The organism is Dyadobacter sp. SG02 (genome assembly GCF_900109045.1).
Lineage (GTDB): Bacteria > Bacteroidota > Bacteroidia > Cytophagales > Spirosomataceae > Dyadobacter.
The window spans coordinates 88917-113257 of record NZ_FNYL01000001.1 but is presented as its reverse complement, the minus strand read 5'-3'; the positions used below and the strand labels follow the sequence as shown (position 1 = coordinate 113257).

Annotated in this window: 17 protein-coding genes and 1 riboswitch; of the genes, 6 read left to right on the top strand and 11 right to left on the bottom strand. The window is 52.3% G+C overall.

The window, feature by feature from the left end; genetic code table 11:
* Position 1: 1 nt before the first annotated feature.
* Positions 2–2362 (bottom strand): hypothetical protein, encoded by a 2361-nt coding sequence (locus BMW93_RS00450; RefSeq protein WP_090373232.1) that lies wholly within the window; start codon positions 2360–2362, stop codon positions 2–4.
* 240 nt (positions 2363–2602) lie between these two features.
* On the opposite strand from BMW93_RS00450, the gene BMW93_RS00445 reads away from it, so the two are divergent.
* Together BMW93_RS00445 and BMW93_RS00440 are read left to right on the top strand one after the other, a co-directional pair.
* Positions 2603–3409, top strand: a complete 807-nt coding sequence (locus tag BMW93_RS00445; RefSeq protein ID WP_090373231.1) for a hypothetical protein — start codon at positions 2603–2605, stop codon at positions 3407–3409.
* A gap of 12 nt (positions 3410–3421) precedes the next feature.
* Positions 3422–4954, top strand: coding sequence for an alkaline phosphatase family protein (locus BMW93_RS00440; protein WP_090373230.1), 1533 nt, complete (start codon positions 3422–3424; stop codon positions 4952–4954).
* A gap of 28 nt (positions 4955–4982) precedes the next feature.
* Here BMW93_RS00440 and BMW93_RS00435 read toward each other — a convergent pair whose 3' ends face one another.
* The 4 genes from BMW93_RS00435 to BMW93_RS00420 form a co-directional block, all read right to left on the bottom strand.
* Positions 4983–5495 carry a molybdopterin-dependent oxidoreductase gene (locus BMW93_RS00435; protein ID WP_218147646.1) on the bottom strand — a complete coding sequence of 171 codons (513 nt, stop codon included), beginning with the start codon at positions 5493–5495 and terminating at the stop codon, positions 4983–4985.
* Between the two features lies 1 nt (position 5496).
* Entirely contained in the window at positions 5497–6342 is an 846-nt protein-coding gene (locus BMW93_RS00430; protein ID WP_090373229.1) for a cytochrome-c peroxidase, read from the bottom strand.
* 4 nt (positions 6343–6346) lie between these two features.
* Positions 6347–8320 (bottom strand): TonB-dependent siderophore receptor, encoded by a 1974-nt coding sequence (locus BMW93_RS00425; protein WP_090373228.1) that lies wholly within the window; start codon positions 8318–8320, stop codon positions 6347–6349.
* 82 nt (positions 8321–8402) lie between these two features.
* Complete coding sequence (locus BMW93_RS00420; RefSeq protein WP_090373227.1) at positions 8403–8747, bottom strand: winged helix-turn-helix domain-containing protein; 345 nt, start codon at positions 8745–8747, stop codon at positions 8403–8405.
* Positions 8748–8839: 92 nt separating this feature from the next.
* Positions 8840–9106: riboswitch (cobalamin riboswitch) on the top strand.
* Between the two features lie 20 nt (positions 9107–9126).
* Between BMW93_RS00420 and BMW93_RS00415 the strand changes: the two genes are divergently transcribed.
* Together BMW93_RS00415 and BMW93_RS00410 are read left to right on the top strand one after the other, a co-directional pair.
* Positions 9127–11298 (top strand): TonB-dependent siderophore receptor, encoded by a 2172-nt coding sequence (locus BMW93_RS00415; protein WP_090373226.1) that lies wholly within the window; start codon positions 9127–9129, stop codon positions 11296–11298.
* Positions 11299–11457: 159 nt separating this feature from the next.
* On the top strand, positions 11458–12927 hold the full coding sequence (locus BMW93_RS00410; protein ID WP_090373225.1) for a PepSY domain-containing protein: 1470 nt from the start codon (positions 11458–11460) through the stop codon (positions 12925–12927).
* Positions 12928–12929: 2 nt separating this feature from the next.
* Here the strand turns inward: BMW93_RS00410 and BMW93_RS00405 are convergent, their stop codons facing one another.
* From BMW93_RS00405 to BMW93_RS00390, 4 genes are read right to left on the bottom strand one after another with little or no spacing between them, the layout of a single operon-like run.
* The gene (locus tag BMW93_RS00405) at positions 12930–13103 is read right to left on the bottom strand and encodes a hypothetical protein (RefSeq protein WP_218147645.1); all 174 of its coding nucleotides are present in this window, start codon (positions 13101–13103) and stop codon (positions 12930–12932) included.
* 30 nt (positions 13104–13133) lie between these two features.
* The gene (locus BMW93_RS00400) at positions 13134–14309 is read right to left on the bottom strand and encodes a PepSY domain-containing protein (protein WP_090373223.1); all 1176 of its coding nucleotides are present in this window, start codon (positions 14307–14309) and stop codon (positions 13134–13136) included.
* A gap of 20 nt (positions 14310–14329) precedes the next feature.
* Positions 14330–15538 carry a hypothetical protein gene (locus tag BMW93_RS00395; RefSeq protein ID WP_090373222.1) on the bottom strand — a complete coding sequence of 403 codons (1209 nt, stop codon included), beginning with the start codon at positions 15536–15538 and terminating at the stop codon, positions 14330–14332.
* Positions 15539–15565: 27 nt separating this feature from the next.
* Positions 15566–17953, bottom strand: coding sequence for a TonB-dependent receptor plug domain-containing protein (locus tag BMW93_RS00390; protein ID WP_218147644.1), 2388 nt, complete (start codon positions 17951–17953; stop codon positions 15566–15568).
* Between the two features lie 116 nt (positions 17954–18069).
* On the opposite strand from BMW93_RS00390, the gene BMW93_RS00385 reads away from it, so the two are divergent.
* Together BMW93_RS00385 and BMW93_RS00380 are read left to right on the top strand one after the other, a co-directional pair.
* On the top strand, positions 18070–19068 hold the full coding sequence (locus tag BMW93_RS00385) for a helix-turn-helix transcriptional regulator (protein WP_090373220.1): 999 nt from the start codon (positions 18070–18072) through the stop codon (positions 19066–19068).
* Between the two features lie 328 nt (positions 19069–19396).
* Positions 19397–20650, top strand: a complete 1254-nt coding sequence (locus BMW93_RS00380) for a T9SS type A sorting domain-containing protein (protein WP_090373219.1) — start codon at positions 19397–19399, stop codon at positions 20648–20650.
* Between the two features lie 2 nt (positions 20651–20652).
* Here BMW93_RS00380 and BMW93_RS00375 read toward each other — a convergent pair whose 3' ends face one another.
* Together BMW93_RS00375 and BMW93_RS00370 are read right to left on the bottom strand one after the other, a co-directional pair.
* The gene (locus BMW93_RS00375; RefSeq protein WP_090373218.1) at positions 20653–23424 is read right to left on the bottom strand and encodes a TonB-dependent receptor; all 2772 of its coding nucleotides are present in this window, start codon (positions 23422–23424) and stop codon (positions 20653–20655) included.
* Positions 23411–24187 (bottom strand): GLPGLI family protein, encoded by a 777-nt coding sequence (locus BMW93_RS00370; RefSeq protein WP_090373217.1) that lies wholly within the window; start codon positions 24185–24187, stop codon positions 23411–23413. Before BMW93_RS00370 ends, BMW93_RS00375 begins: the two co-directional genes overlap by 14 nt.
* Positions 24188–24341: the final 154 nt, after the last annotated feature.

Below are 24341 nucleotides of genomic sequence, written 5' to 3'. Positions count from 1 at the left end.
ATCAGGGCTGTTTCAACAACCACACGTCCGAAATTTTCGACTGTTTGCGCCAGTTCAGATGCGATTCTTCCGGGCCGTCGAAGGTGACGGAAATTTTGCCGTCCCGGGTGAGACTCAACGGAACGATCCATTCTTTGAATGTCTCCGGTTCTTTGTTGTACATCACCGGCGAAAGCCTGCGCCCGTCCACACGCAGGAGCGCGTCGCCTTCGCCTGCAACGCGTATGATGTAGCGGGCGTGCGGGTCGAGGTTTTCGTAGTCCAGCTCGGGTTCGCGCTGGAACAGCTGCGTGGAGAGGCGTTTGCGGCTCATGCCGTTGTCCCACCACGCCACGTCGGTAGCGTCTTCGGAAATGGTTTTCACGCGCGGGCCCTTCGCTACGCTGGAAATATCATCGTAATAGCTTCCCGGTCCGGGATTTTCCCAGAATGCAATGGTCTGCAATCTCGCCAGTTGCTCGTCGGGATTGGTCATTTTTCTGATCTTTTCAAATTCATCGGCCAGCCACCAGCGGTTGTTGAGCGGGTAGTTTACGAAATCCATTACGACACCCCGTTCCGGGTTACGCGGCTTGTGTTTTTCGGTGCTGGTTTGCAGGCCGATAGATTTGTACAGGGCGTCGCTTAGGTCAACAATCTCTTTATAAAGGTCGCGGTCGACAGAATGCTGGTCAGCCTGGTTGACGATCGCCAACGCCTTGTCCATCGCCTCATTTAAATTGTCTTTGGTAGCGGTCGCGAGGATCGCATTTGCCTGCTTTTCCAAATCCTGTTCGTAAATGAGACGGAGACGTGTATACTGGTCATAATATGCTCTGAGCACCAGCATTTGCCAGCGCCAGTTGCCTTCCAATGTTTCTTCTACTCTTCGGAACACCCGCCAATTCAGGTAAGTCATTTCCACCCCACCATTTTCTGTCAACGGCCCTTTCCAGTTTTGTTCCAATCCTTCAATAGCACTCGCGGCAATTGAGTTATGGCCAAAGAAAAACCTCGAATATTCTTGGAGAATCCCATGCACATCCGCTTGCGGGTCCCAGCCGCGCATGCTCCACAGTACTTTGTTCACATCGTCGTGGCTGCCGTCGGAATAGGAGACGAAGCCGTCTGTGAACGGTGCATATTTCGCGTGGATTTTGGCAAATGCGAAGGGTCGCGGATTCACGGATTCCCTGCCGAGTGTCAAAGCAAATGCCTGATCGAACTTTTCGACCGGGAATTCGCAGCGTACTGAATGCGTAATGTCGGGATATTGGCGGTGCTGGTATTGCTTCGGCAGGCGGTAGCGCGTTTCGGCCATGGGCGGGCTACCCGGGCCGGATACAACGCCTTGCAGCCAGGTCGGCTTTTCGGTTTCCAGGTATTGGTAAAAATAATCGATCTGCTCGGTGTCGAACCCTTGCAGGGAAATCCACATTTTGGCTTTGGGATGATACTTCACCAGCCTGGTTTGCAGCTCTTTCAGAAATGGCAACACTTCGGACGGATGGTTATCGCCCGGGTCGCCGCCGGGAAAGAATATGTGGTCGAGGCGGGGAATTTCTTTGTAAAATTGCTCGTGCATATCCAATTCCGCCTGACGTTTGGCTTGGTCGGTCAGTTCGAACGTCGCGGGTGTCCATACCCAGTAATCCATATCGTACTTCCGGCAAATCTCGCTCATTTTGATACGCATTTCCCTGGCCGGGATTTTGAAATGCGGGCTCGGCTTATCGTCTTCGTGGAACGGAATGCCTTCTACCGCATTGCTGCCAAAAATTGCCAGTTCCCGGATGTACTGGTCAAACTGCGCGACCGTCCAGGCGTCGTAAGTATTGGCGGTAGAACGGTAACCCAACTGATGTCCGCGGATCGGGTAGGCGGGCGACGACGCCATATTTACAGGCCCATCGAGTTCCAGAAGCGGCCTGCCCATAAATGCCTTGCTCATTTTCAAATGCCGCAGCAAATATCCCGTACCGAACAGCACACCGCGCGCATCGGCGCCGATGATCCAGATGGTTTTTCCGGTATTCGTCGTTTCGGTGGCGATGCGGTAACCTTCCGGATTGAACCCGGGACCGTTTCCGTCGCCCGCAGGAACATTACGCGAGAGCAATGTCTTATCCGACGCCAATGCGAAGGCAATTACCGGGGCATTACCTTTTGGCCAACCGATGGCATTTTTGAGCGTTATCCCCGTCCGTTTCGCGATTTCCTCCGTCAATACCGCGGGAGCGGTTTCTTTCATCGGTGATGGAACATTAGGCGAAATGACCCAGGATGCATTTTTCAGGTCGATGGATTGCGCGGCGCATGGAAAATAGGCGGCCAGGAATAGCAGGATGGTAATGAGTTGCTTGAAGCGGGTTTGGGCATGCATGGTGAATAGAAATCGATGTGTTACCTGCATTACTGCATTTGAAGTATTTCAGGCTAATGCTGGTGTGAAGGCCAGCTTGTTTCAAGGTCGACCTTCAAACAAACTATTCGCAGGCCTCCGGCCGGTCAGATATGCAAGATCCCGGCAATGTCCGAACGGCAGTAACGATTGATCATATTCCGGTAAAGTAGAAAACTGCTGCTTTCGCTACTTTTAGGATTTGAAACATTTAAAACCTTTATGACTCTTCTTAAACCGCTGTTATTCTGCACGTTTTTACTGCTTTTGACAGCATTTCAGCCCGCATTTTCGCAAACGCTTCCAACCGTGAAGACATTCGACGTAGGAGAAGCCAAGCAGGCCGTCGCGGTGGACGCGCAGCATTTTTATGTCATCAATAACAGCACCATTACCAAGCATTTGAAAACGGATGGAAAGCTCGTTGCGACCTGGGACGGCACGAAGGAGGGTATAGTCCATTTGAATAGCGGGGTCGTAATCAAGGGGAGGCTGTATTGCGCCAACTCGAATTATCCTGAAATTCCGATGACGAGCTCGGTGGAAATATTTGACGTAAAGACAATGAAGCACGTCGATACGCACAGCTTTGGCATCGCCCAGCACGGGTCGCTTACCTGGCTCGACCAGAAGGATGGTCACTGGTTTATCGGCTTCGCGCATTATGCGGGCAAGGAGGCGAGCGAGGGGCGCGATGTGCGGTGGACGTCGCTGGTGAAATATGATATGGAATGGCGGCAGGTGGAGGCTTGGGTGTTCCCGAAAAACCTTGTCGATTTGTTTACGCCCAAAAGCAATTCCGGAGGGGCATGGGGAGGCGATGGGCTGCTCTATTGCACCGGCCACGACCGGGGCGAAGTGTATGTGCTGAAACTCCCGAAATCGGGCTATACATTGCAGCATATCAGTACATTACCAGCGCCGATCAAGGGGCAGGGCATAGCCATTGACCGCTCAGTAGTGGGTAAAATCTCGCTGTACGGCATCCAGCGCAGCAAACACACGGTTACCGTTTCCGAAATCCGATAATCCTTTGTATCGATGAAACCACATTTCCATTACCTGCTCTGCTTTTTCCTGGCTGTTTCTTTGCAATTGGGTCATGCGCAGAATACAACCGATCACCGTTTTGAAGTCAAAACACTCATTGTGTTTTTCGACGGCCTGCGCCCGGATTACATTACCGAAGCGCAAATGCCCAATCTGTTTGCATTTAAAAAACGTGCGGCATGGGGAAAGCATCATCACAGCGTCTTCCCAACGGTAACGCGGGTGAATTCTGCGTCTTACGCGACAGGTTCTTATCCGGGCACGCACGGGCTGCTGGGTAATTCGATTTACATTCCGGAGGTTGCGCCCAACAAGTCTATCGGAACCAGTTATGGTGATCTGAGCAAAATCCCCGGGGCTACGTCGGGGCCACTCCTGACGGCGAAATCGCTCGGCGAAGTGTTGGCGGATGCCGGTCAGAAGATGATGGTTTTTAGTTCGGGAACTACCGGACAGGCTTTTTTGCAAAACCATACGGTGAACGGCGCCGTTGTCAATCCGGATTTGATTTTACCCGAGTCGTTCAAAAAGCAGGTTTCGGATGAAATCGGCCTGGTTAGCCAGGGTACCGATGAAGAAATGGGGCGTCACAAATGGATTACCGATGCATTGTTGAAATATGGTTTGATCAAAAACGGCCCGCTGGTAAGCGCGATCTGGTTTTCGGACCCGGACGGTGCTGCGCATGAGCATGGTATCGGTTCGGAGGAGGCAGTGAAAGCGATCAGATACGTCGACGGGCAATTTGGACGCATTATGGATGCATTGCAGGCGAAAGGTACGGACGAGCGATATAATGTGATCATTTCCACCGACCACGGTTTCGTGACGCACAAGGAAAAGCCGGGCCTGGCTGACTTTCTGATCAGGGAAGGTTTTAAGAAAGACAAGGAATCGGACGACGTGGTAGTGGCGGAGGGCGCGATTTATGTCAAAAACCATGACGAAAAAGTCATTTCCAGCATCGTAGCCGCATTGCACAAGCAGGAATGGGTAGGGGCAGTTTTTACAAAAGGTATTAAAAAAGGCGACGCAAAGGGCGAGGTAAAAGGCACGCTTTCCTTCGACCTGATCCATTACAATCATCCCAAACGCTCCGGTGATATTCTGGTAGCCCCGAATTGGAACGACGCTAAAAATGATAAGGGGTATGCAGGTACCGATTTTTCAGGCGGCGTGGCAGGCCACGGAGGTTCCAGTCCTTATGAAATCAATATCGCATTGCTTGCTGCCGGACCTGACTTTAAAGCTGGCGCGACTACTGAATTGCCGACTTCCAACATCGATATCGTTCCTACGGTCCTCAGTATTTATGGTCTGCCAAAACCTGCCACAATGGATGGCAGGCCAGTAGCCGAGCTTTTGAAAGGGCCCCAAAAAGCAATGGGTAATACTAAAAAGCTGGTCCTCAAAACGGAAGCGTCTTATCCGTGGGGTACTTATAAATTGTCGGCGGAAATGTCTGTGCTGGGTGCCTGCCAGTATTTCAATTTTGCCCAAACAGAAAGAACGCCGGCCCACTGACCGGCGTTCTGGAATGTGCGTTCTGAAATCAGTTTTTGGCAAATGCAATTTTAATGCTCCTTACCTCGCGGATCCAGCGTGCGGGTTTCTTGTCTTTCGGTGTGACAATGCGGAAGGGGCCTTCGCCGGCAGGCAATGGCTGGCCGTCCTTCTCGGTGGCCAGCAAAATCACCTGGTCGGTAAATTCCGGGTCGATTTCGGCGAGCGCGTAAAGTACTTCGTAACCGTCGGCAGCGGTGATCAATGCGTATTTGGCGAGATTTTCACCCCGCAGTTTCGCGCCCGTGGTTACCCCGGCTTTTTCAAGCAGTTCAATCAACGCGACGCCTTTGAACTCATGTTCCTTCCCGTCGCGGTCTTTCACTTTGTGGCTGATCTGCTTCATCGCGGCCAGATCCTGCGTTTTCAGTTCGAGCGGCGTGGTTACTTCGCCGGAAATTGTTAGCGTGGCTGCGGTTTGTGCATACGTATGCGTCGCGAGTGCGCACATGAGCGTTGCGCACAGGAGGAGTTTGTTTCTGAATGTCTTGATTTCTTGCATGTTATTGGGCTTTTGAAATGGAATGCGGGTTTGAAAATGCGGGGTTCGTGATGAATGCCGAATCGGTGAGCATGCCGAAAAATGCGATAATGTCCTTCTTCTCCTGCGGTTTGAGGCTCAGATTGCTACCATTCTCATCGTTGGAAATATCCTGTAAAAAGCTGCTTAGCGTTTCGCTCTGCCGAATGTGCTCGCTATAATGATCGAGGACGGCTTCGATGGTTTTGAAACGGCCGTCATGCATATAAGGCGCGGTAAGGACGATATTTCGAAGGGTAGGAACGCGAAAGCGGCCTTTGTCCATCGATTGGGCGGTGATCTTTTCGCGGCCGGAATCGGCAAATGTACTATCGAGGCCATTGTTGTGAAAAAGCTCCTTGAAGGTCTTCGGACCGCCGTGGCAATGCCCGCAGTTGGCGCCGCGGATGCCGCGTTTCGGGTCGGGGCCGTTTTCGAAAAGCTGCATGCCCCGGATTTGAGCGGCGGTGGGTTGGTATTGGCCAGCCAGGTAGCTGCCGTCCACGCCCAGGCTCACAGGCCGGCCATCGGTGAATGCCAGTTTTTGCTCGTGGCAGCTTTCGCAGGAGAATTTGTTGTTGGCGGAAAGCTTTTTCTCATAAAAGAGCATCCGGCCAAGGTACGCACCCTCTTGTGTGGTTGGGTTGTCGGCGGGAATGATGAAACGCGAGCCAAAATTGGCCGGGTATTTCAGTTCGTAAGGTACCGGGGTTTTGTGCGTGATGGAAACCAGACTGGCGAAAACGCAAAAAGTGGCGCTCAGGACGCTAACAACCCATCCCGAACCCACGAAATTGTACCTCGTCAATACCTTGCGACGTCCCGACATTGTTTTAAAAATAATTGAAAACCAGGTTCACGAAGAAATTCCTGCCTGCTTCCGGGAAGCCTTCCACAAGCGTGTAATTCTTGTCGAAAATGTTGTTGATACCGGCTTCGGCCGAAATGAATTTATACAATTTCACCGAAGCTTTCGCATTCACGAGCGTGTAAGCGCCCGCTTTGGTGCCATAGCTGGTACTGTACCGGCTGCTATTGTTTTCCACGCTGGCGAGCAGGTTGGCCACTTTCAGGAACGAGAAGTCGGCGTAGGCGAATACTTTGTGCTCCGGCACATTCGTGAACAGGATCGCCGGGTTGGTTTTGTTTTTCCGTTTGATAAACGAATAGTTCGAGCCGAGTTTCAGTCCGTTGATGATCTGGTAATCGAAACCGGCCTCCGCTCCATAGAAACGGGCTTTTCCGGCATTTTGCAACTGGAAACGGCCCGGCTGTACATTGTCCACTTGCTGGATAATGTCGTCGATATTGCTTTGGAAAATACTGGCTTGCAATGCGAGCTTTTCAGCCACTTTGCCCGAATAGCCGAGGTCGTAGTTCAATGCGACTTCCGAGTGCAGGTCGGGATTCGGAATGGCCTGGCCCATGCGGTAGGAATAACGGTCCTTGATGGTCGCGAAACGGGTTTTGCGCGCAACGGTACCACGAAGCGAATGGCTGGCGGTAATGTCCCAGAAAAGCCCGATCTGCGCATTCACGGCATTGTTTTTACTGTCGGCGAAATCGCTCAGCTCTTTGGTCGTGGCATTGTATTCCTGCGCCTGGCTTGCATTTCTTGCATTAAAACTAATGCCCGGTACGACGGCCAGCGAGGGGATGATCTGGTAGGTGTTCTCGATGCCGATGGAAACGGTATTGTCGATGTACGATTGCACCGGCTCGCCTTTGTCGTGCTCGCGGTGGATGTCGCGCTTGTACTGCACATTGAATTTGAACACATTATTGTCCCAAGCCCGGGATTCGAATTCCGCATTGCCGCCGAGCGTGTAGTCGTCGTAGAAGCTCTGGAATGCGTAACCTTTGGTTTGGGCAGTATAAGTCGTATCGTCGTAGCTGAACAGCGAGTTCACGAATGTATCGTAGTAAAGCCGTGTTTTGACCTTGCTTTTCTCGCCAACCGCCGTATTGGAAATAAAATACAGGCTCTGCTTGTTCCATTTCGGCCATTTCCAGAAGCGCGTCGTGATTTTGGAATCGTCGCCCACGTACGGCGGCGTACCTTTTTCGCCGTGCTGGTTGATGTATCCGATCACATATTCGTCGGTGGCATTGGGCGTAAATCCTGCTTTGACGCTGAATTTCAGGTCGTCGCGGTACGCATTCTCGCGGTCGGCCGTTTGCTGGTATTTCCGGGGTTTGAAATCGTCGGAAAGCGGGTAGGTGTCCTGTTTGAGCTGCGATGCACCGACCTGGTAAAAGAATTTGCCGAGCCGCGACCCTGCATTCACGTTCCATCGGTAACCGTCGCCGCTGAAAACACCGGCCCGGCCATTGATCTCGAACTTGCTCACCGGTTTGCGCGACACGAGGTTAATGGCCCCGCCCATCGTGTTGGCGCCATACAATATCGAGGCGAAACCTTTGGAAACATTCACTTCGGCGAGATCGAACGTCGTGAAGCGGCCCATATCCACATAACCGTCGTAAGGCACGTACACGGGTACGCCGTCGATGTACACGGGCACCTGGCGCAGGTCGAACCCGCGCACGTATACGACCGACTCGTTCCGAGGCCCGACGTTGGCAATGCTCACACCGGGCAGGATATTCAATGCATTGGAAAGGTCGTTGCGGTTGAACTGCTCGATGGTGCGGTAGGAGAGGCGGGAAGCGATGCTGTCGCGGTTGCTGATGCCCGACACGCGGACTTCGCCCAATTGAAAGGTGCGGTCAGCTGACGAGGGCGTTTCCTGTGCCAGAGCGGCAAACGAAAGATGGGTGAGTAGGAGTAGTAGCAATTTTCTCATTAGAAAAGCGATATGTATAAACGGGTATATCGCAAATATAATGAGTCCCGGACAATGGGCGGGAAAAAATTGACGAGTTACATCAGATGAGTGATAAAAGCTCCTGTTCTTCGGCCAATGCGGCGAGCAGCTTATCGTTCAGGCGTTTGTAGGCGGTCATGACGCTCCGTGCGGTGTCGGTAAGCACTGCGCCTCCTCCTTTGGTGCCTCCTTTTTGTGTAACTACATAAGGGCCTTTGCCCAATGTATTGAGCGCATCGACCATCGCCCAGGCTTTTTTATACGAAAGTCCCATCTCCTTGGCGGCCTGTGCAATAGAGCCGGTTTCGGCAATGCGTTCGAGCAGTTCATAGCGCCCGGGCCCGAAAAATTTGACCTCATCCACAAACACCCAATGCCGGACCCGAATATCGACTTGTCTTTCCATACGGCAGTTTTTTTGATTTAATTAATCTTTCATTTCAAAGCCGCAAACTATGATTAAATCATAACTTTGCGCCCCAAACAAGTTCTTTAATTTATTTTCCAAAAGAAAAAGGTTTCACATTCAGTGAATTAATAGGGAATCGTGTGCAAATCACGAACTGTCGCGCAACTGTAAGTAACGGGATAGTTTATGCCAGGGTGATGTCCACTGGGAATTCAATTTCGAATGACTGAATGACTGAATGATTGAATAGGAGAAAACTATTCAGTCATTCAATCATTCGATCATTCATAATTGTATCGGGAAGGACGGCATAAATGTTACAAGTCAGGAGACCTGCCTTTTTTCGGATCATTACTCACCTTAAACGGTTAAAAGTATGTTCATTTTTACGACCCGCTGCCCGCGGTATGGCAGAATCGGGGAGGCCTCTCTTTGTGCCCTGCTGGCAGCGGCACTGGTATCTCCTTTGAACGGTGCATTGGCACAAACCGCACGTACGAATGCTGCTGACAGCGTTTCCAGTACCCACCATTTGTCGGAAATCACTGTTTCCGGTACGCACCGCAGTGCATTTTCAGGCATCAACAAAATCGACGTGCCGTTGCGCGACATGCCGCTGACGACCTCGGCTGTTTCCGTCCGGACCATCGAGCAGCGTGGCATCGACGATTTGCAGGAAGCCATGAAAAACACCACCGGCGTAAGGGCCAACAATACCTATGGTGGCTTCCAGCATTTCACGATCCGTGGTTTTTCCAATTTTGTACTGATGGTCGATGGCGTGCGCGACGAGCGGCATAACATTTCCACTAGTGCACCCAGTACCAATCTCGCCAATGTGGAAAGTGTGGAAGTATTGAAAGGCCCTGCCTCCGTGCTTTTCGGGCATTCGGCTTTGGGTGGGATCATTAATATCGCCCGGAAACGGCCTACGGCGGATTTCAAAGCCGATTTTTCGGCTGCTTATGGCAGTTTCAACACCCGTCGCATCCGCGCAGGAGCGGGCGGGCCTATCAACGACAAGCTGCGGTACCGCGTCGATTTCGGAATGTCGGATACGGACGGCTACCGCCATTCGGGCTCGAATACCAACAATGGCTACCTCGCATTGGAATACACGCCTACCGGGCGCGACCTTTTTTACCTGACCATCGGCGCCAATAAGGACATTTACGACACCGACACCGGTCTGCCGATGCTCGAAGGCAGCAAACTGGCGCCGGGTATGGACCGCGACGCGCGTTACAACGACCCCGCCGATTTCCTGAAACATACGCGCTACGACTACCAGCTGAAATATGTGCACCGTTTCAATTCCGGCCTGACGCTTTCCGACCAGCTTTCGTACTACGACGATAATATCAACTACTTCTCGACCGAGGAGCTGTCGTTCAACGCTACGCTCGATTCACTGAACCGTTCGTTCCCGTTCTATTTCAACCACCTTACCAAGCCGCTGCAAAACCAGCTGGAACTGACTTACGAGTTTGATACCAAAGGCATTTCACACAAGCTCCTGGCGGGTTATTCGCTGAGTATTCTCGACCGCAAGACTTACAACGGCGATGTTTTCGGGCCAGGGAAGAATGCGACCGTTTCTGTTCGGAACCCCATTCTGAACCAGGGTTATATTGATTTCAAGGACACCTACTACCGTGCAACTATGGAGAATGTGCATGGCATTTATGTGCAGGATTGGATTAAAATCAGTGAAAAACTGAAAGGTTTGATCGGCCTGCGTTACGACATTTTCCGTGGTACCTATTTCACCGATCAGGTCGACACCGACCGTAATGTGACCGAGGAAGGACCGGAGTCGAAAATCTCGAAATCTGCATTGACCTACCGTGCGGGACTGGTGTATCAGCCTTTGGAAGCGCTTTCGGTATACGGTTCCTATTCCACCTATTTCAAACCGGCCCGTCGCGTGGCCCCAAACGGCGAAACGTTCGATCCTGAAACGGGTTACCAGGGCGAAGTAGGTTCGCGGCTGGAAATGAATGCAAAATGGACGGCCAATCTGGCATTCTACTACATGCGCAAAAACAACCAGCTGGAAGCATTGCCGGGCGGTATTTACAAGCGCATCGGCTCGGCGGAATCGAAAGGGTTTGAGGCCGAGATCAATGGTTCTCTGGCACCGGGATTGGATGTGACGGCGGGTTATACGCTCTCGAAAGCGAAATATCTGGCTTTCGACGGTCAGGAAGTCAACCCGGTAGCGGGGAAGCAGGTAGCATTTGCACCGAAAAATATGGTGAACGTGTGGCTGAACTACGAGGCGCAAAATGGTGCCCTGAAGGGTGCGAGCATTGGTGCCGGTGCCAACTATATGGACGAGACATTTACCAACAGCGCCAACACATTCGTGATGCCGGCCTACACGATAGCTGATATGGCGGTTGGGTATCGTGTGGGGCGCGTGGGTATCAGGTTGAATGTCAATAACCTGTTCAACGAGCGCTATTATGCCAATGCCATCTACGCGAACCAGTTCTCGCCCGGTGCCACGCGGAATTTTCTGGTTAGTGTGAAGTACAGTTTATAGTAAATGCGCAAATGGCGCAAATGGCGCGAAGGTCCCCTTCGTGACTAACTATTCGCAGGCCTCCGGCCGGTCTATACGGAAAAGCGATAATGCCATATAGACCGGCCAGAGGCCTGCAAATAGTATGTACAAATCAAGAGATTTGCACCAGTACACAAAATGAAAAAGCTAATCAAGCTAACCCTGCTAATGCACCGCTACCTCGGCTTTGCATTAAGCCTGCTCTTCGTAATCTGGTTCCTCTCAGGCTTCGCGATGATGTACGTCAAGTACCCCACCATGCGGTACCACGAACGCCTCCAACGCCTTCCTGCCCCCGGTTTCAGCAAAGCACACCTGACGATCGCGCAAGCCCTCGACAGCGCAGGAATCAAAGATACTTTACGCTCCATCCGGCTGGGAATGCTCCTGAACCGCCCGATTTACCGAGTTACCACCATTAAAGGCACCTACCAGGCCGTTTTCGCAGATAACGGAGAACAGTTTAACGGCGCCGACACCGCATTAGCCGCCCGGCTTGCCATGCAATTTACCAAAGGCGAAAAAATCAAAAGCATCGAGCTCCTGACCGAAATAGACCAATGGATGGCCGCCGCGCGCTCGCAGGGATACACGACGCCCGTGTACCGCGTGCATATGTACGACACCGCGCGCACGTATGTGTACGTAGCCGCGCAGACGGGCGAGGTAGTACAGATGGTGAATGCGAAACAGCGTTTCCTCGCCTGGCTGGGCCCTATTCCGCACTGGATTTACCCGACGGTACTGTTGCGTAACCGGCCGCTTTGGAACGATATCGTCGTCTGGTCTTCCACTATCGGCAGCATCATGTGCATTGCGGGTATTGCGATGGGCTTTGTGCGGTACAAGCGTAGTCGCGGGATTGCATTCAGTCCTTACAAAAAGAAATGGTTCCGCTGGCACCATTACACCGGTTTTGCATTCGGGCTGTTCGTTTTTACCTGGGTTTTCAGCGGATTACTGTCGATGACACCCTGGGATTGGGCGCCATTTACGAGACTCGAACCGGAAGAATCGGTGGTATGGACGGGTGGTATTTTGGATACGCGCAGGTTCAGCATTTCACCTGCCGCCGCTGCCGGGAAATTGGGTACGGAATTTGGCCAGAAGGAAATCCAGCTTGTCCAATGGAACGGAACGCCTTACTATCTCGGCTACGCTGACGAACATCACACCCGCCTGCTCGCCGCCGACGAGGAAACTTCCGTACCGGTTACGCAGCTGCCATCGGAGCCATTTATATCAAAATTAAAGGAAATGAATGCAGCAATACCGGTGAAGGAAGCGGTAATGCTGCATGAATACGATGATTATTATTATTCCAAAAACCATGAAAAGCGACTGCCGGTGCTTCGGGTAAAAATGGCTTCGGAGGACGAAAAATGGTATTACGTCGATCCGGCGACGGCTCAGGTGGTGCTTAAACACCAGGACCTGAGCCGGCTGGAACGATGGTTATACCACGGTCTGCACAGCTTTGATTTCCGGTTTCTCGTTTACAAGCGACCGCTGTGGGATATTGTGGTGATTGTATTGATGATCGGGGGTACGCTCGTGAGCATGACCGGACTGGTTTTAACTTTCAAGTGGGTTGGCAGGAAATTTTGATTTTATCCCCAACTTTTCCTCAAAAACCAAAGGCTTACCACCACCGGAAACCCAAGCGCCAGCCAGGACACCGCGTCCCAGATGTTATCGCCGGTCAATGCTGAGAGTAGGCCTATGCCGGAGAAAATGCCGATGATGACGGGCATGCCCCATACTTTCCAAAAATTGCTTTTCATGTTCGGGATATTTTTGAATGATCGTTCCGGTTACGCATTTTCCTTCTGGGCAATTACCGTCAGGATTTCCGTGTCGTTCTTGCTCAACCGGTTGATATGGGCCTTCGTGGCCTTGTTTCTCGCAAACCATAGGTAAAGCCCGCTGCCCAGGATGACGATCGTGGCAATATCGAAAAGCGCCCAGATGATTTTCAATGGCAGCCCGCCATAGTCGCCGAAATGCAATGGTTCTGAAACGAACAATGCATTCACAAACCAAGGCATGTCGCGCATATCGGTCAGTTTGCCGGTTTTGGCGTCGATCAATGCCGGTTTGATAATGCGTTCGGTCAATGGCGTATTACCTTTCATGAACACGGCGTAATGGTGCTTGCTCGTGAATGCGGTACCCGGGTAGGTAATGATCGACGGCTGCATTTCCGGTGCCCGCTCACGCGCTACGGCCACGGCCGCATCCAGCGAACTGAGCTTGCCGGTGAGCGGCTGCGCATTTTTGTAGGGAGCTGTCATCTCGGCCAGCTGGCCCATTTGCCATAAACCTAAAATGACTTCCGAAGTGGTGTTAATCACGCCCGTCAGCCCTACCACGGTTCCCCACACGATCGTCACCACACCGAGCAGGTTATGCAGATCCAGCCATTTCAGCCGGGTCGAGCGTTCCGTGCGGACCATTCCGAAATCGAAACGTTTCATGATCGGGCCATACAGCATAATACCCGAAACGATCGCCGCCACGAAAAGCAGCCCCATCAACCCCAGAAACAACTTGCCGCCGATGCCCATGAACATATCCGTATGCAATTGCAGCATCACATACATAAAACCCTCCTGATAGTTGGGGGTATCGAGCAGCTCTGCCGTATGATCGTCGACGATCGCCACCGTGAAATTGTCGGGCGGGGCGTCGATCGAATCCGAGAGGCTGAACGACGTGGTATTGGGTTCATGTTCATCCCAATATACATACCGGATCACTTTGTTCGGGTACTTGGCCTGCGCGGTTTCCGCCAGCTTGTCGAGCCCGGCCAGCGGCGTTCCGGCCGGTACCTGTTTCGCGAGATGTGGCTTGCCTTCGAGTTCTTCGATTTCTTCATGGAAGATCAGCGGCAGACCTGTAATGCAAAGCATCAGCAGGAAAGCCGTGCAGATCAGGCTCGTCCATTTGTGGATCAGGAACCAGGTTTTGATTTGCTTGACGGAGCTCATGGTTGTTGGGGGAATAGGGTTTATTCAGACAGTTTTGCGAAGCCCTGGATCGCTCCCTGGTGCTGGATATTGAACACCTGCGTGGCCTTGTCGCCATCCACGACATAGTAGCCATCGATATTCTGCGACTGGTTTTTTACCCAAAGATAGACTTTGCCGTCGATCTCGGTAATGGATTGTTCGTTGGCATACACGTACTCGTGCTGCGGCATGCCGCCCAGTTTGGTTACCTGTTTGGTGGTCATGTCGTAGGTGTAGAAATCGAAAATGGGATTGGCCGGGAGGTTGCTAAAATCCGGTTTCAAAGGCGTGGATACCATTTCGAAATACAGTTTTCCGCCTTTTACCAATGCGATCGCCAGTGAATTTCCCGCTTGCAGCTGATCGGTGGAGAACTTCCAGGTTTTGTCGAAATCGGTTTCACCTTTCTTGATACGGATGATGTTGGTGGTTGTGAAAGCCACGTTCAGGCCGGTATTATAGAGGTACAATGCACCGTCGTCGCCGATCGACCACATTTTGTTGCCCGACGAGCCCCATCCGATGCCTTTCAGACCGTCATAGGTAATTGTCTTTTCGTATTTCTCGGTAGCAATGTCAACAACAGCGATGAAGATAGAATTGAACACGTCGTCGCCGTAGCCTTTGGCGACGTTGGTTCCGTAGGTAATGCTCAGGTACAGTTTGCCTTCTTTGGCGGCAATCGTATGTTTTCCGACAGCCTGATATTCAACCCCATCCTTTTTTACAACAGAAAGGTCGATCTCGCCCGTGCGGAGCATTGTCGTGGGGTTGAATTTCTGGATTTTCAGGGTTCCGCGGGTTTCGTCGAGGTAGTAGCCCGAAGTCGCACTCACTACCAGGAATTGGGTCGAACCAGCTATAAAGCCCTCGTCTTTGAGTGAACCGTCGGCATTAACGGTAAACTTCTGCAAACCCTCGTCACCAGCCGCATTGCTGCGGTTGAAGATCCATTTACCAAAAGTGCGGAAACCGAATGCGTCGGAAATTTGCAGGGATTTGGCATTGGTAGTGGGTAGCGTTCCGCCGGGCATCCCGTCGATCGTTGAAAAATAGCCGCCGCCGAAGCTGCGGTCGCTGGATGTCATGACCACGAATTTCGCATTCTCGGGCGTCGGCGTGATATCATCTTTGTCGTCGTCGGACGAGCATCCGAAAAACGCCAGCGTGAAGGCCAAAAGGAGTGATTTAATCAAAAGTGTTTTCATAAACTGGATTGTAAAATGGATGAAAATTTATCTGAGGGTGTAATTGACTTTGATATGAAAGCTGCGGCCGGCATTCTGGATCCGGAAGTTGTCGTAGACGTTTGTGTTGAAGATATTCTTGGCCTGAAATCCGAATGCAAGCCGTTCGTTCACAGGATTATAGGTGAATCCTACGGAATGCAGTGCCTGGCTTGGGACAATGTTGGGAGCATCGAGGCGGGCCTTGCCCCATAACCCGAGAAAGCCATCGGGCTCCTGTGATTTGGGGATGTAGTCGAGGTAGTATTCGCGTACGAAAGTGAAATAGTAATAGAGTTGGAGCTTTCCGTTGCCCGCAATGTGGTCCAGACTGGCATTGGCGCCCAGATTGGCAAAGAAATAGGGCGTGTTGCGCAGCCGCGCTTTTTCCAGCAGCTGGTTCCCCGTATCGAACAGCCTGAAATCCTGGTAGGTAAAATTGCCGTTCGCGCGTAGCCAACGGGTGAAATTCACATTCAGATCGGCTTCGACGCCAAGGCCCTTTACATCGCTGACGTTTTTGTTTTGGGTAAAAATAAAATCCACCGGCACCTTGATGATCAGGTCGCGGGTAATGCGGTAAAAGGTGTTGATTTCCAGGTTGTAAGCATTGCGCTTCTCCGTGCGGAACCCGGCATTGATATTGATGCTCTTTTCCGGTTTGAGCAGAAAGTTGGAACGGTGGAAATTCCCGTCGCCAAACATTTCGTCCTGTTCGGGCAGCCGCGTGGCCGCCTCGGCCGAAACCCTGAAAAACGTCCCGGGTGTCAATGCAAATTTTAATGCTTCCGCGATCCCGAAGTTGCTGTTCGAAACAAAACGGTGCTCGCCCAATGCGGTGCCCCACACATCCACATTGATAGTCGAAGTATTGTAATAGTAAAACTTGCCGATCAGGTTATTGGTTAGCTTCTCATTCATGAAAACAGACTGCAACCCGGCCGCGCCGACGAACTTGTAATATTTGGCAGGCAGCGAAAGAATGTCCTGGCCGGTTTCGGGCATTTTCAGGCCCCGCGGGTCGTGTCCGTCCCGGCTGATGTTGGTCGACACCACATTGACTTCCAGTTTGTGCGCGTCGTCGAGGTGATAACCGATGTTTGTCCGCGAAGTGAAGTAGGAAAATGTAATGTCGGAAAGACTGCCGTTTGCCGACACCTCGCCCATCCGCGACGGGCTGGGGATGAAATTGCCAAACCAGTCGTAAGTGCCTCGGACGGTATCTACCTGCTGGGTATGAATGTCGCTCACGGTCAGGAACTGGTCCAGACTCAGCCGGTTGAAGGTTTTCCGGTAGCGCAGGGTAGGGATCACCGAGTACTGCCTGCTCACCGCCGCACCGAAGGGCTGCGACATCGACGAGCCGTATTGATTTTGCCGGTTAATACGGAACCATGTTACACCTACACGCAATTCATCCGCCCAGCGCAAACCCGTGAGGCCGCCGTAAGCTTCGGCATAATAATTCGTGAATTGATTATGGAAAAGCCGCACTTGCGCTTCGCTGCGTGCAGCGGTTTCGTGGTCGGTAACCGTTACATCTACTTTGTAGTTGTTGTCGGAACGGTTCAGGAATGCGTCCGCGCCGATGAAGAAATGCCGGGTAGTATCGGTATAGAGCCCATTCAAGGATGCACGGTGCGTATTGAACGAAGCCATTTCCCAGGATGCTTCGGCATACCGGTACAGCGACTTCTTCGTCACCAGGTTGACCGCCCCGCCCAGCGCATCCGCGCCCAGGCTCGTGGGTAGCACGCCCTTGTACACCTCCACGCGTTCCAGCATGTTCACAGGTACGAGCGCGATGTTGTAGCCCGCACCGAGGTAATCCATTGGAATACCATCCTTGAAATTCTTGATCGCCCGGTCCTGGAACCCGTTCATCATGAGACCTGCATTGGACCCGAGCCCGCCGGTTTGCCGGATACGGATGCCCGCCGAGCGGTTCATGAGTTCCACGAGTGTAGAAGGCTGTTCCTGAACGGCCTTGGTATTGATTACCTCGGCTTTAATGGGTTGTAACCTGGCTTCCTGGGTCTCGCTGCGGCCGGTTACCTGCACTTCCGAAAGCTGCGTCTGGTCGTCCGGTAATACCAATGTGACCGGGTCGCCGATATGGGCGAAGGGTACCGTTCGGGTTACCCGCTTGAAACCGATGTGTTGGGCACTCACGGCATAGCTGTTCCGGCGCGGAACGGCCAATGTGAATTGTCCCTTTTCATTGGTAATTTCATGGAGGTCCATTCCATCGATGGCGACGGAGGCCCCGATCAATGGTTCGCCGCGATTGTCCTTTATAATTCCTTTTATTTTGTAAGTGTCTTGTGCATAGATGGTTAATGGCAATACGAGCGTCATGGCCACAAAAAATCTTAGTAAGAGGAGGAAAGGTTTCAACGCTGTATTACTTTTACTTAATTAAGACTGTTTAAAAATAACGGCAAATGTACCGATCCGGCCCCGGGTGCGGTTAACGCCAAAAGCAGTATTAATGCCGCCAAAAACAGAGTTTGATGAAAATCGTATTCAGATCGGAAGAATTTGCAGAACTCAACTACGAGCGGGGATATTCCGAAGGATTCGGTGTGGACGAGCGGTCGGGAATATGGGAGGAGAAATACGAGTACGATTACCTGGGCATTCATTCCCGTATTCACCGGATCTTTTGTCCGGGTATGATCTTCTCGATGATCGAAGGGGCGCTCGACCATGATCTCGTGCAGATTATCGAAAGCGATTTTCCGTACCTGCAAATGCATTTCGAGCTGTCGACTGCCGGCTGCCTCTATTTTCCCAAAGCCCAATCGGAAATCGACACGATCATTTACGGCGGAACGCATTCATTGCTTTTTTACCCCGCGCTGAAAGGCCATTTGCATTACCTCAAAAAACCATTGTCTTACAGCGTGGAGATCGAGCTTTCGGTTGATTTCCTGCGCAGGCTCTTTCACAACGATCTTGAAGTGCTCCGTGACTTTGGAAAGAATATCGAAAAGAACCACCCGGCGGTAATGGGTAACCGCAGCTTTCCGATCACGCCTGCCATGAACAGGTTACTGGCCGAAGTCCGCGATTGCCCGTATACCGGTTCGCTGAAAAAGCTTTTTGTGGAAGCCAAGGTGGTGGAGCTGCTGACTTTGCAGATCAGCCAGATCAATGCGGGCGAAGACGGTAGGAAAAACCTGAAACGGTCGGATATCGATAAGTTGTATGAAGTAAAAGACCTCCTGCTGCGCCATATCGACGACCCGTTTTCCATCGAAGAGCTCGCTCGCGTCGCGGGACTTAACCGTACGAAGTTGCAGGAGGGTTTTAAGGAACTCTTTGGTACGACCATTTTCGGGTACATCAGCGATACCCGACTGGAAGAAGCCCGCCGCCACATTCTGGACCCCGGCTCGGTACTCTCGATCGGCGAAATAGCGGCCATTTCCGGCTACAAAAATCCCCAGCATTTCACTGCCGCATTCAAGAAAAAATTCGGTTACCTCCCCCGCGACGCCCGCAAGTGACGGCTCCCTGTTATTTTACAAAAAAATAGGTTAGAAATATTTGTTATTTGTATTATAGAACTAATTTTACGTTGTGTGAGAGCGTGAAACTACTAGTTATCTGATGGTCAGAATGGTAGTTGAAAATCCGATCATAACGGCACAAAACACGTCGATTCAAGAAAGAATAATAAGCCGATAAACGAACAGTAGTGTAGAAGCGTGTCATGGGGCTGCCATAACACGCTTTTTGTCGTTCAAATGCGGCAACTGATACCGTTCACTCAATCCCCTGCGAACCATTTCCATGGCTTTCGAGACATAATGTTTTAAACAACATTGATCAGCCATGAAAATCGGATTTCTCATTCTCAGCTTATTTTTCTGTCAAAATGCATTCGCGCAGCGTGATCCGACGACGCCCGGCGTAGCGTCGCGCGACCGCATTTGGAATGTAGAGAAACAAGTCCCGTTCACGGACATTTACGCCATACGCAACATTGGCGGAAAACTCCACGCAGCGAGCGCTAACCAGGTATTTGTAGCCAATCGCTGGGGTTCCTCGTGGGCCGCATCCACTAAATTCAATCCCGCACCCGAGGGAATCGACGACCTCATCAGCTTCAAAGGCAAGCTGTACGCCACCGGTTACGGAAAGGGCATTTATGAAAGCGCCGATAATGGTAAAAGCTGGCGCTTTGCATCCCAGGGCTTTTCCGGCGCCGCGCCCATGCGGTTTGCCGAAAGAAAAGGGAGCCTGTACATCGCCACCGACGACCAGGGTATCCAGCAGCTCAATGCGGCCGGCACTGCCTGGACTGCATTCAACAAAGGGCTCGATTTCGGGAGCAGTTACAGTTTCAACGCCATTATCAACACCGACAGTAGCCTCATCGGCGGGATGGGCGCCAACGGCACGCTCGCGGTTTTGGATGACCAAACGGCCGAATGGGAGATCCGTTACCATGGCGGCCGCATTCTTCCCGGCCTGACAACCTTCGATTTTGTGCAAACGAAGCAGCATATCTGGGCATTTACCAATTCCAAAGCCTACGCGAGCAGCGACGGGGGCGTTACCTGGACGCATGTGCCCGCAAGTATGCGGCACGGGAGCGTTTCGCGGGCAACGTCCAATGCCACGCATATTTACGCAGCGGTGAACTTCGGTGAAAATCATTCCATCGTTTACAGCCGACCCGTTGCCGCTCCACTTTCGGAGGCATGGACGACGGTTGACACGCTGGCAGGCTATTACACTTACGGCCTCGCATATACGAACGGACGCCTGTATGTTGCCACGCAGAAAGGGCTGATCAGTACTTCCGTGGGTCCGTCCATTGAAGTGCCGCGGCAGACGGTTCCCCGCAGGAATTTTTTTGTGTATCCCAATCCGTCAGTCGGTCATGTAACGCTGGCGAACGGGCTGGCTGCCGGTGGTGGCGAGTTCAGGCTGACCGACGTTAACGGAAAAGTTGCATTGTCGGGCCGGGTTACTTCGGACAGCCAGCCGCTCGATATTTCGAAGCTTGCCCCGGGTACCTACTATTATCTGCTCACCGGCACCGGCGAGGTAACAGGCCGCCTGGTGGTGGGTAAGCAATAACTTCACACCCCGAATTTTCGGAGATTATACACCAGGCTGATCAGGAAATACCGCTTTAATACCCGGCTGCGGACGTCTTCGATATAGGCGTCGCCAGTGTTCCGTACGAGGCTGCGGTTCTGGTTGAGCAGGTCGAACACCTGCAACCGCACCTCGGCTTGCTTCGTGCGAAGAAATTGTTTCGCAATGGACGCATTCCAGAGCAGGAAACGCTGGTTGTATCCCTCGGCGCGACCGGTGTTGCCGGTGTAGGTAAGGTCTGTTGTGATAACCAAATTGCCTGGGAGCTGCCAATGCACATCGCCTGTGGCATATTGCGACCAGTACTGCATATTTTGTTGGGATAACAGCGAGTACCGCGCCTGCTGGTAAGTAATGCGTGCGCTCAGCCCGTAGTCGATCCGGCCGTTGTAATCGGACTGCAGACGAATGCCCTGCCCGAGGGAAGTGGATGTGGTAACGTTATCCAGGTCATTGATCGTGTTCGTATTGCGTGCAATGCTTCCCTGCGTGCTCAGGTTAACCGACAGCCGCAGTGGCTCGATCTTTTTGCTTAGCCCTACAAACCCGTTTCCCGACATAAATCCTCGTGTATTGATCGGCGTCGTAACCTGCACACCCGAATCGTCGGTGCGCGTGGAAACTCCGATGCGATTGTTGCTTTGGTTGAAACTGCCAAAAACAAACAGGTTATCCGTCCCGCCTCGCGACGATGTGCTGAATGTGAGCGTAACATTATGGTAGTATTCGGGGCGCAATGCCGGGTTTCCGATGCTGATATTAAGCGGGTTCGAATTGTCCGCGACGGGTATCAGCTGGGTAATGCCCGGTGAAACGACGCGCGTCCGGTATTGCAGCCGCAGGTTCCTGTTCCCCCGGAAAGTGTACGAAAAAAGCGCATTCGGCATGAAATAGGTGTGTAGCGTTTGATAACCGGCGTCTGTCGATCTGTCGACCGGTCGCAGCGATGCCAGCTGCGCATCCCCGCCCAACGCGATGGTGTAGCGCAAACGCCGCGTCTGAAAAGTGGCGCCGAGGCGGTTGGTTTCGAAGGTATTGGCAAAATTCCTGCTCAGAGAGCCATCAGGCTGGTCGTACTGATCCGTTTCCTCGGTTTTATTAACCACATTCCGAAGCAGCTTTGCAAAATTGTTGCTGTAAGCATACCTGAATTCCAGTTTTTTGGTGAAAGAAATGGGTTCTGTAAACGATACGGTCACAGTGTTTTGCATAGAAAACTGGTCCTGTGCATTCCGCTGGTCGATGCGTTGCCTGGGTTGGGTGGTCAATGTGTCGAAAAAAGTGTTGACCGATCGGTTGTAAGCCGTTGTATTGCCTGTGGTCAGGGTTGAGTTGAGGTTTGCGGAAAGCGACCGGCCTTCCTTTCTGAATTTCCGCATGAGCAAAAGGTTATTATAACCATTCAGTCCGGTTCCGTCGAGGTCGTAACGGGTAAGCCCCCGGTTGAGGGAATCCGCTGGTGAACGGTAGGAATAACTGTCGCTTTGAGTGAGCAAATCTTTCGTCTGGAAACTGATATTGGGCGTGAACCGCAGGCTGGTCAGCGAGTCGATAGGCAGGTCGAAACGGCCGTTGATACGGTGCGTGAGCAATGTATTTTTGGAATAATTGTGTTGATCCGTGAGGAACGACTGGCCCGGCAGAATGTTTTCGCGATGACTTTGCTGGTCGGTCGTGGTCACCGCGCGGCTGGCGAAATAGCTGGCAGCCATTTCGGGGCGTTTCCCCCATTTCACGGTATTGCTTTCGGTCCGGTAGTTGGCACCTAATGCGGCTACTTCGGTGATATTGGAAGGCGCCACAGGTCCGCCGTCGCCACCGCCCGGCTGGCCAATGAATTGCGGCCCGCCGCCGCCTTCGGAAAGATTAAAATTCTGCTGGTTGAGGTTGTTGGCCTGCCCGATCACCGAAATCTGCCGGTTAGGCCCGCCATTGTGGTTGTTGAAACGGTTTACATTCAACTTAGCCTCGTACCGCGCCGATTGTTCGCCGCTTTTGGGCCCTGCCCCCAGCGCGTTTTGCCCGAAATAGCCTTTGCCTTTGTCTTTCTTGATGGTAATGTTGATCGTCCGCTCGCGGTCGCCGTCGTCTACACCCGAAAACTGCGATTGGTCGGACGACTGATCGTACATCTGCACCTTGTCGACAATATCCGCAGGCAGGTTGCGGGTCGCCATTTTGGGATCGTTGCCAAAAAACGGCTTGCCATCCACGAGTACTTTGTTCACGGCCTGGCCGTTGGCTTTGATGGAGCCGTCACGTGCCACCTCCACGCCCGGCAATTTGCGCAGCAGTTCCTCCACTTGCGCATTAGGTTGCGTTTTGAACGAGCCTGCATTGAATTCAATGGTATCCTGTCTAATCGTCACAGGCGCTCGTTCCTGTTTGATGACGATCTCGTTAAGCTGCGTGCCCTGCTCGGTCATGAGCAGCTCCCCGACGTCCAGCGGGGCATCGCGGACCACGGTAATGGGCATGGAAATATTTTTGTAACCCATAAATGTGACCAGCAGCCGGTACAGGCCCGGCGCGACCTTTTTAAACCGGAAATCGCCCTCGCCGCCCGTGGTCGTTGCGGTTACGTATGCGGAGTCGCGTGCGTGCAGGAGCGACACGGATGCGATGCGCAGGGGCTTGCGCGAGGCCGAATCGAGCACGATACCGCTGATCTCGCCTGCCGGGGTGACTTTCTGGGCAAACAGGGGCGACAGCGAGAGCAGCAGGAGGCAGCATATCAGTTTAAATGCCTCCACCGCCGGGTCCCATTTTTTGGTGAAAATCGGCTATCGCTTTCTGGCGGATGTCCGTCATTTGCTCCGCACTGACACTTTCGGCCTCCGCATCGGGCATTACTGCTTTGTCGTCGACTTTGCCCAGGCTCACTTTCGTAGCCCTGAACTGCTCACGGCTTCCTTCTACCAGTAGCACAACGCCCTTTTCAGGCGTAAGGCCGGGCACCGGTGAATAGCGGAATGGCAATTCGGTCGTAAACCAGACCGCATAAGGCTCTTTGTGATAGTTGACCACCGCTTTCTGACAGGAGTAACCTGCGATTTTTTTGGTCTGCTGGGTGAGCTGCCAGCCGCTTGTCGCTTCGATCGGTGCTTCGGTTTTGTAGGTATGGGATTCCTTGTCTTTCCCGACGGTCACGAATGTCAGGACTTTCTGACCTGCAATGTCGATCACCGCATATTCTTCGAACGGGCGTCCGGCATTGGACATCTGCGGCATACCGCCTGGTTCCTGAATGACCTTTTTCATCATATTCTCCTCGTCGCGGTTTTCGCGTACAAAGTTTCCGGCGAAAAGCACTTTCTGCCCGATGGTGCGGGTATCGGGGACGTCTGTCGGGAAGTTGGGGTCGCCCTGTTTCACCTCTTCGCCGTTCACCATGAAGCGCAGGCGTGACTGGTCAATTTTGCGTACGACTTCGTAACTGATTTGCCCGGAGGTCTGTGCGAGCATGTCCGGAGCGACCGCACAAAGCAGCGCGATCATTGAAAGAAACTTTTTCATAATGTCACCGTGGTTTTGATTTGACGGATCAAAGGTCAGATGACGGTTTGTAAGGTTCTGCTATTTAATGTTAAGTAGTGTTAAGATACAGATCCTGCCAGAGTTCAATAAAAAATGCTCCCGATGCCAGATATGCCCCGAAAACTAAAAAAAA

Excerpts from the sequence above, each read along its gene's own strand:
- BMW93_RS00400 (WP_090373223.1), bottom strand. The coding sequence starts at position 14,309 with ATGAGCTCCGTCAAGCAAATCAAAACCTGGTTCCTGATCCACAAATGG.
- BMW93_RS00385 (WP_090373220.1), top strand. The coding sequence starts at position 18,070 with ATGAAAATCGTATTCAGATCGGAAGAATTTGCAGAACTCAACTACGAG.
- BMW93_RS00450 (WP_090373232.1), bottom strand. The coding sequence starts at position 2,362 with ATGCATGCCCAAACCCGCTTCAAGCAACTCATTACCATCCTGCTATTC.
- BMW93_RS00415 (WP_090373226.1), top strand. The coding sequence starts at position 9,127 with ATGTTCATTTTTACGACCCGCTGCCCGCGGTATGGCAGAATCGGGGAG.
- BMW93_RS00425 (WP_090373228.1), bottom strand. The coding sequence starts at position 8,320 with ATGAGAAAATTGCTACTACTCCTACTCACCCATCTTTCGTTTGCCGCT.
- BMW93_RS00410 (WP_090373225.1), top strand. The coding sequence starts at position 11,458 with ATGAAAAAGCTAATCAAGCTAACCCTGCTAATGCACCGCTACCTCGGC.
- BMW93_RS00420 (WP_090373227.1), bottom strand. The coding sequence starts at position 8,747 with ATGGAAAGACAAGTCGATATTCGGGTCCGGCATTGGGTGTTTGTGGAT.
- BMW93_RS00440 (WP_090373230.1), top strand. The coding sequence starts at position 3,422 with ATGAAACCACATTTCCATTACCTGCTCTGCTTTTTCCTGGCTGTTTCT.
- BMW93_RS00435 (WP_218147646.1), bottom strand. The coding sequence starts at position 5,495 with ATGCAAGAAATCAAGACATTCAGAAACAAACTCCTCCTGTGCGCAACG.
- BMW93_RS00370 (WP_090373217.1), bottom strand. The coding sequence starts at position 24,187 with ATGAAAAAGTTTCTTTCAATGATCGCGCTGCTTTGTGCGGTCGCTCCG.
- BMW93_RS00395 (WP_090373222.1), bottom strand. The coding sequence starts at position 15,538 with ATGAAAACACTTTTGATTAAATCACTCCTTTTGGCCTTCACGCTGGCG.
- BMW93_RS00430 (WP_090373229.1), bottom strand. The coding sequence starts at position 6,342 with ATGTCGGGACGTCGCAAGGTATTGACGAGGTACAATTTCGTGGGTTCG.
- BMW93_RS00380 (WP_090373219.1), top strand. The coding sequence starts at position 19,397 with ATGAAAATCGGATTTCTCATTCTCAGCTTATTTTTCTGTCAAAATGCA.
- BMW93_RS00405 (WP_218147645.1), bottom strand. The coding sequence starts at position 13,103 with ATGAAAAGCAATTTTTGGAAAGTATGGGGCATGCCCGTCATCATCGGC.
- BMW93_RS00445 (WP_090373231.1), top strand. The coding sequence starts at position 2,603 with ATGACTCTTCTTAAACCGCTGTTATTCTGCACGTTTTTACTGCTTTTG.